The organism is Bacterioplanoides sp. SCSIO 12839 (assembly GCF_024397975.1).
In the GTDB taxonomy this organism is placed as follows: domain Bacteria; phylum Pseudomonadota; class Gammaproteobacteria; order Pseudomonadales; family Oceanobacteraceae; genus Bacterioplanoides.
This window is the reverse complement of the sequence record NZ_CP073745.1, coordinates 601,073-615,560: the sequence shown is the minus strand read 5'-3', so window position 1 is coordinate 615,560 and position 14,488 is coordinate 601,073. Positions and strand designations below refer to the sequence as shown.

Sequence of the window (14,488 nt, the reverse complement as noted above, 5' to 3'; positions counted from 1 at the left end):
CAAACTTCACAATTAAGCGCCGCTTTCACCTACTAGTGCTGCCATTGGTCAATAGACCACTGCACCCGCTCATCCACCGACAACTCAAAATGTTCGAGATTTTCAACCGCTTCCAGACGTTTCCCAAGGCCGACCTGATTAGCAATCTGAATCGCCAGCCCAGGACGAGCATTCACTTCCAGAATCAACGGCCCCAACTTTTCATCCAGTACAATATCGGCACCGAGGTAACCCAGATGAGTCATTTCAAAGCAGGCCGCCGATAACTGCAGGATGGTTTGCCAATGCGGAATATCAAGCTCATCGAAGCGTTTATCCGTATCCGGGTGGCGCTCTATTAACAAACCATTCTGAACCGCAAACAAACTTTTACCGGTTGCGATATCCAGACCAACCCCGACTGCCCCCTGGTGCAGATTAGCCTTGCCATCGGAGTCTTCGGTCGAGCAACGCATCATTGCCATCACCGGGAATCCTTTAAAGATAATCACCCGGATATCCGGCACCCCCTGATAGCTGTAATCGTTAAAGCGAGGATCAAAGCTCACCAGATTTTCCACCATGGCCACATCATTGCGACCACCCAAACTGTACAGGCCGCTGAGGGTATTGGAGATATGGCGCTGGATATCCATTAGTGTCACCACTTCGCCACTGGGTTTAAGAAAATGGTCGCCATCACGACCAACAATTACCAGGATTCCTTTACCACCACTGCCTTGTGCCGGCTTGATCACAAACTGATTCAGCAGCAGAAACTTATCCAAAGCAGGTTTGATTTCAAACTGATGTGAAATCACACCAATCAGTTCCGGCACTGATATACCGGCTTTAAGCGCGGCCTGTTTGGTTTTTAACTTGTCATCCACCAGCGGGTAATAACGACGGTTATTGTATCGGGCGATAAAATCGACGTTCCGTCGGTTCATGCCTAAGATACCCATGCGTTTTAACGTAAACGGATTGGCTAACATCAGTTGCCTCCCTGGCTCTCAGATTTCTGAGCCGGAATATTCCACTCATCTTCCGATTTACTGACCTGACCAAAGCGCACCAGTTCAGACAAGCGATAGCCATTGTATTGCCCCAGAATCAGAATCGCGCCTAACGTCGCCAGATGGATTTCAGGGAAGTTAAAAGCAATATAAATAATGGCCTCTGAGGTCATGACAAAATAACAGGCGATGGCAACCAGCAAACTACCTGAGCCCTGAACCAATACATCTTTAGGCCCTTCTTCTTCCCAGACAATCGACATACGTTCAATCGTCCAGGCCAGAATAATCATAGGGAAGAAGGTGACGGTCAGGCCTTGCTCAATACCCAGTTTATGACTGGTAATACTGATCAACCCCATCAACCCAACCACAATGGTGACAATCGCCGCCACCCGGGCGACCAATAATAAATTGATATTGCTGAGATAAGAGCGAATCAATAAACCGATCAGGATAATCGTCAGAAATACTGGTAAGCCGGTAATCAGAGTTGTCTCCAGAAATGCCAATGCAATTAATACCGGCATAAAAGTGCCCGACGTTTTAATCCCCACCAGCACCCGCAAAAACACCACGACCAGCGCGCCCAGCGGAATCAGTAAAATCAGTTTAAATACACTTTGCTGTTCAATCGGCAGTGCATAAATACTCAGATCTGCATCTTCACCATCCAGATACAGGTTATTCCACACGGCTACTTTTTGGCTGGATAAGAAGTTACTGATGATGGAGAAACGAACCTGAGAATCAACACCACCCTCAACATCCAACAAGGAGTTGCCACCAATCTGCCAGATTAAGAAATTCTCCAGTGAAGTGTCACGATCGGATTCAAAGTTATAAAGCTTCCACTCATTGTCGACATAAACAGATAACACTTCTGACGGCAATTTACGGCGTTGACCATCTTCCAGATAGACACCACGAACAATGGTAGAGTCGACGCCTTTTAGCGCCAACAGATTTTTGATCAGCTGTGGTTTGCTGCCAAGTTCCAGATTTTGCTGCAACAAAAAGCCCACTTCTGGCAGATCATTGGTCTGAATAATTTCAATCAGTTGTTTTACCAGAGTGTTGACGTCTGATGACTGATCAAAAGCTTTATCAACAATGGTCTGCGCCGCTGCCAATTCGTTTTTATTAAAATCGGCCTGAGGCTGTAAATTGGGCTCTGGCATTTGTTCAATCTGTTGTTTCCAATCGTACAGCAGCTGAGTTTTATAATATAAACGCTGTGGCCCGCTGGCCTGACGAATACTCCATTGGGCTTGGCGGATATTATTTTCTTCACGGGTTGTCAGGCCATAACCATTAGTGGTGTATTGTTCATCAAGAATCACAATACCACTTTGTTGATTGGGCAATGTCAGACTGACCTTCGCTTCTTTTGGGTCAGTCAGTGCTCTGAATGTCACCACAGCTTCAACAGTCCATACCTCTTTGCTTTCTCCTTTTACCAGAGGAAAGCCCATTTCATTCGACTTATAAAAGGTTATCCCCAGTCCCAGAGCAATCAGCACAAAGGCGATAAAATAAACCTGATAACGGCTCGACATGTGATTATTTCCTTATATTAAAAATTACTGAGCGGCTTTTTTAGCAACGTATTTTTTGCTCACATCAATAATGGCACGATCCATCATAAAATTACGGCCGATCAACACCGGATAAGTGAAGTCGCTGCGATCGGTCAGAGAAACTTCAACCCTATCGCTGACCGAGCCAATAGTCAGCTCCAACTCAACAACATAACGCTTTTGCTTTTCCGTACCATGACGCTTGATTTCAACAATACGAGAAACCGGCTTTTCAATCTCAAAGGTTTTGCCGTTATTACGGTCAAATAAATTAAAACGCACCCAGGATTGACCATCGCGCTCAAACGGCTTGATATCACGAGCATCAATTGAAGTAGTGGTCGCGCCAGAGTCAATCCGCGACTTCATACGCCAACCCGAAGGGTTAATCGTGGTGTACTCTAACTGACCAAATACCACTTTATCCTGCACATTATTTGTTTGTTCAACTTCCGGGCATGAAGGCTGGCTAACAGGCTCACTGGTGTCAGAGGCATTAGGGGTATTGGTATTAATTGTCATAAAACTTTCACAACCAGCTAATAATGCAGCGCAGGTTAAAATACTCAGAGGTTGTATTAGTTTTTTGGTTACGTTGCTTTTTACCATCGGTATGACACTCCAATTGTTAAATTACGATAAGCTTTTCCATTGCCTGCCTCAGGTGCATCGTTGTAATCCCATTCGTAATTGAGATTGATGCCGATATTATAAGGCAGACCATATTCCAGAGATGACAGGCTTTCAATCCGGCGGTTATCAAGACTGATGAATAACACCGAACTCTCATGCTGAAAGTAGAGCCCGTTTATCAGAGTTTCTTCTTTAAAATTCAGGCGAAACTCAATACCTTTTTCAACAATGTCCTGGCCCTGCTGATAACGCTCATCCAGGTGCACCAGGTCAACGCTGTAAATCAATTCGCGAAACGGATTTTTCCAGGCTTGGTGACCCAACCCCACACCCAGTACATAACGCCGGCTCAGGTTTTCAAATAAGTCTTCTTCGTAACGGAAACGCCCGGTAACAAAGACCTTTTCAGCAAACAAATAATCGCTGCTATTATCAAAAATGGTTTCACGGTTCACCGCACGGCCGTTGGTACTGTCTTTTTCATATTCCAGGCGCGTGTTATTACGAAAGCCAGCATAGCTGACCGTATTATCCAGGGCGACTTCCCACTCGATATGATTATTTCGGCTCTCGGTATTTTCAAAATCCACTTCGCCAATAATTGAGCCAGAAACGTCCACTTCCTGATTCAGGGGAGAGACATAATACAAAAAAGAAATATCGGCCAGAGAGTCAAGCCGCAGAGGAGTATCGTCGATTCGATTCACTTGGGTCACCCCGGTGCTGACACTTTGTAAGCTGCCTTGTACTTCCTGGCCGTTTTTCAGCTCAATATTGACGTTACGTTCAATCACCAAACTATGAATACGGCGACGTTGAACCATCACAGGGCCGGAATGTGAAGTAGAGAGCCTGAGTTTATTACCATCCATGTAACGAACCGTGCCGGTTAACATATCGCCATTTTCCATGATCAATCGATCCGCTGATGCAGTCAGCGATAACAGTCCAGCGGCCATAATAAGCAAGCAGCGATATAACATACGGCTAAAAAGCAGATTCCGGAAATGTCTGAAAACGAGCAAGGCCAACTCCCTTTTCGCCACGAACGGGCCCAGCGTCCTGTTGTTAATAACGAGGTGAATATACAGCACTGTTTGATTCACGTCTGCCACCAAGCGAAAGCAATGTGACCTTATTCAAAAGTAAGAGCTGCCAACACCCAACTCCCATTATGAATTACATAGTCATCAATATGTAATACTTGATCATTCCAACCTATCTAAACATTGCACATAATAAGCCCATCTTGTGTGAATGAATCTGAATACCACCGCGCACAGCGCCGTGACCTGAATCAGTGGAGATATTATGAAAACCCGCATTACTGAATTACTTGGCATCGAATACCCAATCGTTTGTGGTGGCATGATGCGTGTTGGTACCGCCGAATTAGCGGCAGCCGTCTCGAATGCTGGCGGCCTGGGTATTATGACCGCCCTGACCCTGCCAACCCCGGAGCTGCTGAAAGCAGAGATCGAAAAGTGCCAGTCTCTCACCGATAAACCGTTTGCCGTTAACCTGACTGTAGGCGTGGTTGCGTCACAAATTGACTACAACGAATACGTTGATGTGATCTGCGACAGTGGCGTTAAGATTGTTGAAACCGCAGGCCGTAGCCCAGAGCCATTTATGGAAAAATTCAACGCCCATGGCGTTAAAGTGATCCACAAGTGTGTTGCTGTTCGTCACGCCTTAAAAGCAGAAAAAATTGGTGTGGCAGCCGTCAGCATCGATGGTTTTGAATGTGCTGGCCACCCGGGTGAAGAAGATGTTCCTGGCCTGGTATTAATTCCGGCCGCTGCCGATGCACTGAGCATTCCGATTCTGGCATCCGGTGGTATCGCGGATGGCCGTGGTATGGCTGCGGCACTGGCATTAGGTGCCGATGGTATCAACATGGGCACCCGTTTCCTGGCGACTCAGGAAGCGCCGGTTCATGACGGTATTAAACAAGCCATTGTGAATATGAAAGAAACCGACACCTCGCTGATTTTCCGCTCTTACAAAAACACTGCGCGCGTGTTCAAAAATGATATTGCCCTGAAAGTACAGGAACTGGAAAAAGAAGGCGCTGAATTCTCTGAAGTCCACCCTTACGTCAGTGGTGCGAATCAGGAAAAAGCCTGGTCAACCGGTGAAGTTAACGCAGGCATGGTGACCTGGGGTATGTGCGGCGGTCTGATTAAAGAGATCCCAACCTGTGATGAGTTGGTTAAGACCATTGCCGACGATGCAGAGACCATCATAAAAGAGAAAATGGCTGCGATGTTCGGCTGATTCTCTTTACCGCGATACCTTGGGTCTGCACTGCAGGCTCTATCATAAAAGGAGGCTAACAGGCCTCCTTTTTTGTGTCTTTTGCAAAAGCACAGCCTTCGTCATTTTGTATCCACATCATGCAGTTTTGTGCACTGCTCTTCACTCCGGTAATGCCTATGATGATTTCGGTATCTTTTGAATCATGGCACTAAGGAGTGACAGTATGACTATCGAAAAAGTAACGTTTAAATCATTTGGCGTTGATTTGGTGGGTAATTTGTACCTGCCTGACGGTTTTGATGCGAATAAACAATACAAAGCCATTGTGGGTGCCAGCCCATTCCCACAGGTTAAAGAACAAGTACTGGGTACCTATGGCCCGGAAATGGCAAAACGAGGCTTTATCTTTCTGGCGTTCGATTACCTCGGCATGGGTGACTCACCCGCACTGCCCGGCGAACACAAAAAATCCCGTTATATGTTCCGCTTAATCGAAAACACCTGGGATGCCGTGTCTTATTTAGGCACTCTGCCTTACGTTGAAGAAATCCTGGGTCTGGGCGTGTGTCAGGGTGGTTCAATCATTTCTTCGGCGGCCGTTACGGATCACCGCATTAAAAAGATTGCCACAGTATCCGGCATGATGGCCGCTGATGCGTTCCAATGGTTAGGTCGTGAAGTGACCGATCCAATGATTGCTGCTGCCAACGCCTCTGCTCAAGCAATGTATGAAAGCGGCGAGCCTGACTATGTTGCCCCATTCGGCTTGAATGACGAGCAATCAGAAGAAGCATTTGTTGCCACAGCAGCCTTCCCGGATATGGCACGTGAGACATACAGTTACTACGGCCGTGATGGTGTTAAAGGGCCAAAAGCGGTGACGAATTTCAGCAACATGCATGTGGGTGACCAACCAATGCAATCGCTGTTCTCATTGTGTGAACACTATGCCGAGAAAATTGTGCAGCCTACTCTGGTGGTATACGGTCAGGATGCACCAACCGCGATTTGCTCAACAGCCTTCATTGAGAAGCTGACCAACAATCCGGAAGTGTTGGCTGTTGGTGGATTCAGCCACGTTGATTTCTACCACAAACCAGAAGCCGTCAAAGTATCGACCGATGCGGTTGCGGAGTTTTTCAACAAATAATTTTTGAGGTTATTTGTGGCTAACGAAAAAGGGCTTTTATTTTTCAATAAAAGCCCTTTTTAATAGGTTCAGCAACGCAATTCACGACAATCGATCCGACTTCACCACAACCGGCATGACACGATGAAATGAACGGCTTACCGGAAAAATTACAATAATGATTTCAGACGCTCAGCAATCAGTGCATTGGCGTCATTCATAATACCGGAGATCAGCTCTTCACACGTTGGTACGCTGTGAATCAAACCCGCGACCATGCCACAAGACCAGGCACCGGCATCCATATCACCGTCTTTCATCACGCGTGGGTAAACACCCACCACTTCATTGGCGATATCATCAAACGTCAGGTCTGCACCCAGCTCACGCTCTTTTTCCAATACTTTTTCAACCGCAGGATTGGTTAATACACGCTCGGTGTTACGCAGTGGACGCATCACCAGACGTGTGTCTTTTTCGGTGGCATTCACAATCGCCTGCTTCACATTATCGTGTACCGGTGCTTCCTGGGTCGCAACGAAGCGGGTACCCATGTTAATGCCCTCTGCACCCATGGCTAACGCCGCCACCAAAGAGCGGGCATCGGCCATGCCGCCCGATGCCAGGAATGGAATTTCCAGCTCGTCAGCTGCACGGGGCAATAAAATCATATTCGGAATATCATCTTCACCCGGGTGGCCACCACACTCAAAACCATCAACCGATACCGCATCACAACCAATCGACTGCGCTTTCAGTGCATGTTTGACCGAAGTACATTTGTGAACCACTTTAATGCCTGCATCTTTCAGCAGCGGCATGTATTTCTCAGGGCTGCGGCCTGCCGTTTCAACAACGGTGACACCACCTTTAATAATCGCATCAATATAGCCCGGATAGTCTGGTGAATTGACCGTTGGCAGAAACGTTAAATTCACTGCAAATGGTTTATCCGTCATATCATTACAGCGAGCAATTTCATTCGCCAGGTCAGCAGCTGAACGCTGGGTTAACCCGGTGATCGTGCCCAAACCACCGGCATTTGAAACCGCCGCGGCCAGCTCAGCAAAGCCAACATAATGCATACCACCCTGCATGATTGGGTGCTCAATGCCTAACATTTCAGTAATTTTGGTTTTCATAAGGTCAATTTCCTTAATTCAGAATCAAAGTTAACGGCATTGAATCCAATGTTATGCCATAAACCTTGATGAGTATTGAGTGGTTACAACAAAATTAATCGTGTTGAAATTCAGGTTTGCGGCCATCTAAAAATGCCTGAATTCCCTCTTTGCCGTTAGCCGACATCGCATTTTCAGCTAACGCCATGCCTTCAAGGTGCATTTGTGATTCCAGCGTTTCATTGTAGGTACGCGACAACAGCTGTTTCACTGCGGCGAAGGAGCCAACAGAACCCGCCGCTAATTGTTTGGCCAGAGCTTCGACGGTATCGTCGAGTTCATCATGGGCAACAACCTGATTAATCAGCCCCCAATCCAGCGCTTGCTCGGCAGAAATAATCTGATTTTGTAAGATAAAAGCTTTGGCGCGTTTAAAACCAATCGCACGTGGCAACAGATAGGTTAAACCGCCATCCGGGTTTAGCCCGACACCGGTATACGCCGCAGCAAACTTGGCTTTGTCAGAGGCAACCGTGATATCTCCCTGCATCGATAAACTTAAACCAATGCCTGCAGCGGTGCCCTGAACTTTCACAATAACCGGAGCGCTCATTCTGGCAAAAGCGGCATACGCTGAGTGCAGGCGATCGGCCAGCTTCTTGATGGCAATATCCAGGTGGTCAGCGTTTTCCTGCATAAAGGCCAGATCACCACCACCGGAAAATAACTTGCCTTCCGCCGCCAGAATCACAACACGAACCTGCTTGCTCATCAGACACTCGCGTGCGACATCATCCAGTTCATCAGCCAGAGCCTGATTAAACGCGTTGCCTTCGTGTGGGCGGTTTAGTGTAATGCGGGCAATGCCATGTTCAATAGAAAATTTCAGGTTTTGAAAAGACATCAGAATTCTGCCCATGTGGTAAAAAATCAGGCATGAATACTAACATTTTTGTTTGATTTTAAGAATGTTTGAGTTTTTTGGGGAGGTGCATGTTAAAAAAGGAATACCCGATTAATGCGGGTACAATTGCTCTTCAGAATAGGTGGTTTCCAGCGACCGTCGTTCCGCCTTGGTCATACTTTTCAGCACCAGTGCATAGGAGTTATCAATCATGCGCTCTAGTTCACCCATCGGCACTTCGCCATTGAGAATGATGGTGTTCCAGTGTTTTTTATTCATATGGTATCCGGCAAGCACAGACTCAAAGACATCACGTAATTGAATGGCTTCTTCAGGGTCACACTTCAGATTCATCCGGTAGCAATTACCGTGTTCTTCAATTTCTTTTGAGTTAGCCGGAGCCAAAGTCGCAAACATTTTATTTTTGACTTTCATTACCGCAACGTCCGGGTAAAACGGAAAGTCTTCCCAGGCTTCGGGCTTGGATAATAAATATTCGCGAATTTTTAAATAATCCATTTTTTAGATTCCTGAATAGTAGAGTTAAACGAATACATTATTTTTCAGCCGCCGGATCGGACGGCACATCCTTGTGCCGGCGATCCTACCGCCACATCCTGTGGCTGCTTTGAAAAACAATCTATCCATTCAACTCATTTTGAGGGCTTAGCCCTCAACAGCCACTCGCTTTACTCGCGGTGTTAACTGGCAAAACAATTCATAGGCGATGGTGTGACACAGGGCTGCAATTTCATCCACATCAATCTGCTCGCCCCATAACTCAACCGTATCACCCATTTGAATATCGTCAAATTCAGAAATATCCACAGTAATCATATCCATGGATACCCGCCCAACTAACGAACAACGATGGCCGTTAATCATCATCGGGGTGCCACAAGGGGCCTGGCGCGGATAACCATCACCATAACCAATCGCCACCACCGCAATACGGCTGTCTTTTTCAGCCGTCCAATTTCCGCCGTAACCCACTTTTTCACCGGCTTTGACGTCATGAGTGTGAATGACTTGCGAGCGTAACGACATCACGGTTTTTAACCCCAGCTCAGCCGCACTTTGATTCGCTAACGGCGACGAGCCATACAACATAATGCCAGGGCGACTGACGGAGTCGCTGGTTTCGATATCCGCTGCCAGTTGTGTCAGCGTTGCGGCACTGTTTGAAACACTCAGAGAAACCGGCCAGTCGCAGGATTGCATCGTTTCTAAGGCGGCCGATAACGCTTCAGGCTGGGCCAGATCCGCATCGGCAAAGTGGGTCATCACATGCTGTAGCTGCAGTTGCTCATCGGCAGCGATGTGAGCTAATAAAGATTCAGCTTCTTCAGCGCGAACCCCCAGGCGATTCATGCCAGAGTTCACCTTCAGCCAGATAGCTACCGGATTTTCCAGCAGTGCCTGTGCCCGCTGCTCAAGCTGTTGCGCATGGTGAACCACCAGCTGCAAATCGTGTGTGCTGGCCAGCTGCCATTCATTCGCGTCATACGCGCCCTGCAGTACCAGCACCGGGCGTTTAATACCCGCCTCGCGTAACAACAATGCCTCATCCACACAGGCCACCGCAAAACCATCGGCATCGCCCAGGGCTCGGGCACAGGCAACAATGCCATGACCATAACCATTGGCTTTAATCACGGCATACACGCGCCCGGCGGCCTTTTGTTTCGCCAGTTGGTAATTGTGGCGAAAATGAGACCAGTTGATAAAAGCTTGGGTCGGACGTGTCATAAACGGCTTAACTCACTGCAGAAGTAGTAGCTTGTGGCAAAACGGGTACAATAGCAGATTGTGAAACTGAACCACTAACACGGAACCCGATGAATGCCGAGCCATCCGCTGCTGACTGACAAAACCATCCCGCTGTCTGCCACACTGGCGGCCACCATTGGGTTGGAAGAAGCGGTATTGCTCACCGTCTTTAATGACGCCGCCAGCTTACAGGGGCAAGCTTGGGTGCGCCTGCATAACCAGGCACTGCGTAATCAGCTGCCTTTTTGGGATGACGTAACCATTCGCCGGGTGCTGCACAGCCTGATTGATAAAGGCCTGGTGCAATTGCAGGGAGACGTTTTTCCTGATGGTGAAGGGTTGATATTCGGTTTTGGCCAGCAATCCGCAATGCTGCCGCAGGCTCACCAGCCACAACAAAGTCAGCCTCATATGGCCTCACCACACCAGCCGCTGAATAATCAATGGCAGCCCAATGCCGATACTCTGACTCGCCTAGAGCAACATGGCATCAGCAGCGCGTTTGCCATGACGCAGCTGGATAGCTTTATTCTGAAAGGCCAGGAGCTGGGGGCTAATCGCCGCGACTGGAATCACCGCTTTTTCCAGCATGTTAAAAGCCAGTGGGCCTACACCCAAAATGATGCCGCGCGTCAGCAAAAGCAGATGCAGCAACAGAAGTTTGGCCAGCCAGCGTTTGCACAGGCTCAAACAAACCTTCAGGATACTTCGCGCGATCGCACCGCTTTTAATGTTCAGGCTGATGAGGCCAAAGCCATTCAGAGTGATTGGCTACCAAGTCAGGATGCCTGCCAGATTCTGCAGCGAGCGGGCATTGATCCGCAGTTTATTCAGGATGCGGTGCCGGAGTTTGTGCTGTACTGGGCCGAACGCGGTGACGCCTTTAAAACCTGGAACAGCAAATTTATTCAGCACGTACGCCAACAATGGGCGCGTTACAGTGCTTCGGTAGAACATTCCACAGTACCCACGCGTATTGCTGAGAACTGGCAACCCGACCCAGACTGCTTTGATATTTTATCCATGGGTCATATTGATCATCAGTTCGCACAAAGCCTGGTACCCGAATTTGTGTTGTATTGGCGCGATTCTAATCAGGTGCATACCAGCTGGAACAGTCGCTTTTTACAATATGTGAAACAACAATGGGCCAAGCGTTTAGCTCAAACCAGCAACCACTCAAACAATAACCCGGCGGGAGAACAACATGGACAACACACCCAGCACACAGCTGCTCAACCGGGTTACACAACAGCTGAAGCAAGCGTCCAGCGACTCAAAGACACCAGCTGGTAATCAAACGCCGGACGCCACGGTTGAACAAAAAGAAGCGATTAATCAGATTTTTGAATTATTCCGCTTTAATTATCACAACCAGTTTTTAAAGGCGTTTCCGGATTACGACACCATGATTATGGCCAAGCGCCTGTGGTCGCGTTTATTGGTGGAATACAGCGGCGAAGTGATTATGCGTGCGGCAGAAAAAGCGGTGAAAGAAAGTCGCTTTTTACCCAGCGTACACGAAGTATTAGAGCGCTGTGACACCGCCGAAGTATTGGGTTTACCCAACGCTTACGCCGCCTATATCGAAGCCTGCCGCGCACCGTCGCCTAAAAAAGAATATCGCTGGAGCCATCCGGCGGTGTATTTCGCCGGGCGTGCCAGCGATTGGTATTTCATCGCCAATACCCCTGAAGACAAAGCGTTTCCGGTGTATAAGCGAAACTATGAAATTCTGCTGAAACGTATTCAGAATGGTGAAGAGCTGGAAATGGAAATTGCCAAAGCGATTCCGCAAACCATCGAACACCCGCTGGAGAATAAAGAGCAGAAGCAACGGCTGGCGGCATTGAGAGAAAGCCTGTAAGGCTTTTTCTCAGCTCCCTTCATATTTATAACCAACCCCATACACCGAATAAATCCATTCTTGCTGCGGGGCGGCTTCGGACATTTTTTTGCGCAGTTTTTTAACGTGACTATCCACCGTGCGGTCACTGACAACCCGATGATCGCGATAGATATGATCCATTAACTGATCCCGCGAAAAAACCCGGCCCGGTTCCTGCGATAAGGTTTGTAATAACTGAAATTCGATGGCCGTTAAATCCAGTGGTTGCCCACACAAACTGGCTTGCAGTTTATCGTTAACCAGCTGCAACTCCGTTACGCTTTCAGCCGCCTCCGGTTGCTGCAGGCGTTGTACCCGGCGCAGAATCGCTTTAACACGGGCCACCACTTCTCGTGGACTGAATGGTTTGCAAATATAATCGTCAGCGCCCAGTTCCAGCCCTAATAAACGATCGATTTCTTCAACCTTGGCTGTAACCATCACCACAGGCACATCCGACTGCTGGCGTATTTCACGGCAAATAGTTAAGCCGTCTTTCCCGGGTAGCATCAGGTCAAGCAACACCAAGTCTGGTTGTTGCTGCTGAAATGCCTCCAGTGCTTCATTACCATCGTGCACCATCGCTACCTGATAATCGGCCTGGCGTAAATAATCAGCCAATAAGGTAGCGAGTTTTATTTCGTCTTCAATAATCAGAATGTTCATCGTGCTTGCTCCGCGAACAATGGCAAAATAATCTGAATGCCTAAGCCACCATGCTGGCTTTTAAAGGCATGAATATTGCCATCGTGTGCTTCGATAATTTTTTTACAAATCGCCAACCCTAAACCGGAGCCGCCGGTTTCACGATTACGTGATGCTTCGACCCGATATAAATGATCAAACAATTTATCCAATGCTTCATCCGGAACCCCATGACCAGAATCTTCAATCATTAACTGAATCTGATTCTGTTCAACCTGCAATGCGATATACAAATCATCTGCTGCGGCGTATTTCATGGTGTTGGATAAAATATTTTCCAGCACTTGCTGCAGCCGATTGCCATCGGCCCAAACTGGCGCACTGTGCTGTGCCTGCCAATGCAACTGCACACCGGCCTCGCGTAAAGCGGTTTGGTATAACGCCAGTGTATCGTCCAATAATATCGTTAAATCGAAAGGCTCTTTGCGGTAGCGCATGGCTCCCAGATCGGCATTGGTTAATTCGTATAAATCCTGAATCAATCGGGTCAGTTGTTCGGCTTCTTGCTGCAGAGATTTTAAACTGGTCATGTCCAATGGCCGAATGCCATCCATAATGGCTTCAATTTCGCCGCGTAAAATGGCCACCGGTGTCCGTAACTCATGTGACACACTGGCGACCCAATGTTTACGGGCATTTTCATTATCTTCCAGCGTTTGTGCCAGAGTGTTTACGTCGTTGGCCAGCTGCGCCAACTCATCACGACCATGAGGCGTTAATCGTTGCTGATAATCACCCTGAGTTAAGCGATGTGTGGTGTGGGCAATGGAGCGCAATGGTCGGGTCCAGTGACGTGCCAATGGAATTGCTACCAGCAGCGCCATGACGATCATCACCGCAGCCACCACGATCAGCGCGGCAAACTGATGATTACGAAAGGCCAAATCAGCGGCATCGGTCAGTTGTTTTGCTGGCGGCATGGTGACCCAGCCAACCCGTTGGTCATTCACCCGGATTTCAGACAGCGCAAAATCCTCCTCATAACGACCCAGCAATAGGGTTTTGTCCGCCGCTAATAAACCTGGCCGAAAGTTATTGCTACCACGGCGCGGCTTATGACCTAAAGGCGGTATATGAGATGACTTTTCCTTATTCTGCCGCTCTTGTCTGAGCCGTTTACGATCACGCTCAAGCACCTTGTCCATAATGGAGCGCCAGTGGACACGGATGTCATCCCAGCTGCCATAGCGTTGATAATAACGCTGTAGCTGTTGTACTAAACGTTCCTGTTGTTGTAACTGCTGGCGATTGACGTATTCCAGTAAGCCCTGATCAAAGCTCCACTGCACGGCCAGCACCATTGTTAATAACAACAAAGAGATGGTGCCTAAAAAAGCAGCAATTAATTTATTCTGAATCGTCAACGGGATGCCTGAATATAAACAATGGTGTAAAACGATAAATTAACGAAATTTGCAGCACACTTCACGCTTTTCCCGGCGCTTTCACATTGCTTGCACATTCATTCACGAATTCCTGCGCTTTTGCTTCCTACAGTGGT

Annotated in this window: 14 protein-coding genes; 4 read left to right on the top strand and 10 right to left on the bottom strand. The window is 47.9% G+C overall.

The features are described 5' to 3' along the window. Positions 1-32 precede the first annotated feature (32 nt). The 4 genes from KFF03_RS02940 to KFF03_RS02925 form a co-directional block, all read right to left on the bottom strand. Complete coding sequence (locus KFF03_RS02940) at positions 33-974, bottom strand: alpha-L-glutamate ligase-like protein (RefSeq protein ID WP_255858791.1); 942 nt, start codon at positions 972-974, stop codon at positions 33-35. Next, a complete protein-coding gene (locus KFF03_RS02935) occupies positions 974-2,554 on the bottom strand; it encodes an inactive transglutaminase family protein (protein ID WP_255858790.1) in 1,581 nt (526 codons plus the stop codon). Before KFF03_RS02935 ends, KFF03_RS02940 begins: the two co-directional genes overlap by 1 nt. A gap of 24 nt (positions 2,555-2,578) precedes the next feature. Beyond that, a complete protein-coding gene (locus KFF03_RS02930) occupies positions 2,579-3,097 on the bottom strand; it encodes an ATP-dependent zinc protease (RefSeq protein ID WP_255858789.1) in 519 nt (172 codons plus the stop codon). A gap of 80 nt (positions 3,098-3,177) precedes the next feature. Further along, complete coding sequence (locus KFF03_RS02925; protein ID WP_255858787.1) at positions 3,178-4,167, bottom strand: DUF481 domain-containing protein; 990 nt, start codon at positions 4,165-4,167, stop codon at positions 3,178-3,180. A gap of 352 nt (positions 4,168-4,519) precedes the next feature. Between KFF03_RS02925 and KFF03_RS02920 the strand changes: the two genes are divergently transcribed. Further along, complete coding sequence (locus KFF03_RS02920; protein WP_255858785.1) at positions 4,520-5,488, top strand: nitronate monooxygenase family protein; 969 nt, start codon at positions 4,520-4,522, stop codon at positions 5,486-5,488. Positions 5,489-5,693: 205 nt separating this feature from the next. After that, positions 5,694-6,620 (top strand): alpha/beta hydrolase, encoded by a 927-nt coding sequence (locus KFF03_RS02915; RefSeq protein WP_255858784.1) that lies wholly within the window; start codon positions 5,694-5,696, stop codon positions 6,618-6,620. A gap of 149 nt (positions 6,621-6,769) precedes the next feature. On the opposite strand, the gene KFF03_RS02910 is transcribed toward KFF03_RS02915, so the two are convergent. The 4 genes from KFF03_RS02910 to alr all read right to left on the bottom strand — a co-directional run bounded on the left by KFF03_RS02910 (position 6,770) and on the right by alr (position 10,373). After that, on the bottom strand, positions 6,770-7,741 hold the full coding sequence (locus KFF03_RS02910) for a nitronate monooxygenase family protein (RefSeq protein ID WP_255858782.1): 972 nt from the start codon (positions 7,739-7,741) through the stop codon (positions 6,770-6,772). Positions 7,742-7,835: 94 nt separating this feature from the next. Further along, positions 7,836-8,624 carry an enoyl-CoA hydratase/isomerase family protein gene (locus KFF03_RS02905; RefSeq protein ID WP_255858780.1) on the bottom strand — a complete coding sequence of 263 codons (789 nt, stop codon included), beginning with the start codon at positions 8,622-8,624 and terminating at the stop codon, positions 7,836-7,838. Between the two features lie 111 nt (positions 8,625-8,735). Then, positions 8,736-9,143: an MmcQ/YjbR family DNA-binding protein gene (locus KFF03_RS02900; protein WP_255858779.1), complete on the bottom strand. Its 408-nt coding sequence runs from the start codon at positions 9,141-9,143 to the stop codon at positions 8,736-8,738. Positions 9,144-9,290: 147 nt separating this feature from the next. Next, entirely contained in the window at positions 9,291-10,373 is a 1,083-nt protein-coding gene (alr, locus tag KFF03_RS02895) for an alanine racemase (RefSeq protein WP_255858778.1), read from the bottom strand. Positions 10,374-10,466: 93 nt separating this feature from the next. On the opposite strand from alr, the gene KFF03_RS02890 reads away from it, so the two are divergent. Further along, positions 10,467-11,690, top strand: coding sequence for a DnaT-like ssDNA-binding domain-containing protein (locus KFF03_RS02890; protein ID WP_255858777.1), 1,224 nt, complete (start codon positions 10,467-10,469; stop codon positions 11,688-11,690). Continuing rightward, positions 11,602-12,261, top strand: coding sequence for a replication protein P (locus KFF03_RS02885; protein WP_255858776.1), 660 nt, complete (start codon positions 11,602-11,604; stop codon positions 12,259-12,261). The genes KFF03_RS02890 and KFF03_RS02885 overlap by 89 nt, the downstream gene beginning before the upstream one ends. Before the next feature lie 9 nt (positions 12,262-12,270). Here the strand turns inward: KFF03_RS02885 and KFF03_RS02880 are convergent, their stop codons facing one another. Continuing rightward, positions 12,271-12,948: a response regulator gene (locus tag KFF03_RS02880; RefSeq protein ID WP_255858775.1), complete on the bottom strand. Its 678-nt coding sequence runs from the start codon at positions 12,946-12,948 to the stop codon at positions 12,271-12,273. Continuing rightward, positions 12,945-14,351: an ATP-binding protein gene (locus tag KFF03_RS02875; protein WP_255858774.1), complete on the bottom strand. Its 1,407-nt coding sequence runs from the start codon at positions 14,349-14,351 to the stop codon at positions 12,945-12,947. Before KFF03_RS02875 ends, KFF03_RS02880 begins: the two co-directional genes overlap by 4 nt. Positions 14,352-14,488 lie beyond the last annotated feature (137 nt).

Bases quoted from the DNA above. Each gene is read 5' to 3' on its own strand.
- KFF03_RS02940 (WP_255858791.1), bottom strand. From the start codon at position 974: ATGTTAGCCAATCCGTTTACGTTAAAACGCATGGGTATCTTAGGCATG.
- KFF03_RS02935 (WP_255858790.1), bottom strand. From the start codon at position 2,554: ATGTCGAGCCGTTATCAGGTTTATTTTATCGCCTTTGTGCTGATTGCT.
- KFF03_RS02930 (WP_255858789.1), bottom strand. From the start codon at position 3,097: ATGACAATTAATACCAATACCCCTAATGCCTCTGACACCAGTGAGCCT.
- KFF03_RS02925 (WP_255858787.1), bottom strand. From the start codon at position 4,167: ATGGCCGCTGGACTGTTATCGCTGACTGCATCAGCGGATCGATTGATC.
- KFF03_RS02920 (WP_255858785.1), top strand. From the start codon at position 4,520: ATGAAAACCCGCATTACTGAATTACTTGGCATCGAATACCCAATCGTT.
- KFF03_RS02915 (WP_255858784.1), top strand. From the start codon at position 5,694: ATGACTATCGAAAAAGTAACGTTTAAATCATTTGGCGTTGATTTGGTG.
- KFF03_RS02910 (WP_255858782.1), bottom strand. From the start codon at position 7,741: ATGAAAACCAAAATTACTGAAATGTTAGGCATTGAGCACCCAATCATG.
- KFF03_RS02905 (WP_255858780.1), bottom strand. From the start codon at position 8,624: ATGTCTTTTCAAAACCTGAAATTTTCTATTGAACATGGCATTGCCCGC.
- KFF03_RS02900 (WP_255858779.1), bottom strand. From the start codon at position 9,143: ATGGATTATTTAAAAATTCGCGAATATTTATTATCCAAGCCCGAAGCC.
- alr (WP_255858778.1), bottom strand. From the start codon at position 10,373: ATGACACGTCCGACCCAAGCTTTTATCAACTGGTCTCATTTTCGCCAC.
- KFF03_RS02890 (WP_255858777.1), top strand. From the start codon at position 10,467: ATGCCGAGCCATCCGCTGCTGACTGACAAAACCATCCCGCTGTCTGCC.
- KFF03_RS02885 (WP_255858776.1), top strand. From the start codon at position 11,602: ATGGACAACACACCCAGCACACAGCTGCTCAACCGGGTTACACAACAG.
- KFF03_RS02880 (WP_255858775.1), bottom strand. From the start codon at position 12,948: ATGAACATTCTGATTATTGAAGACGAAATAAAACTCGCTACCTTATTG.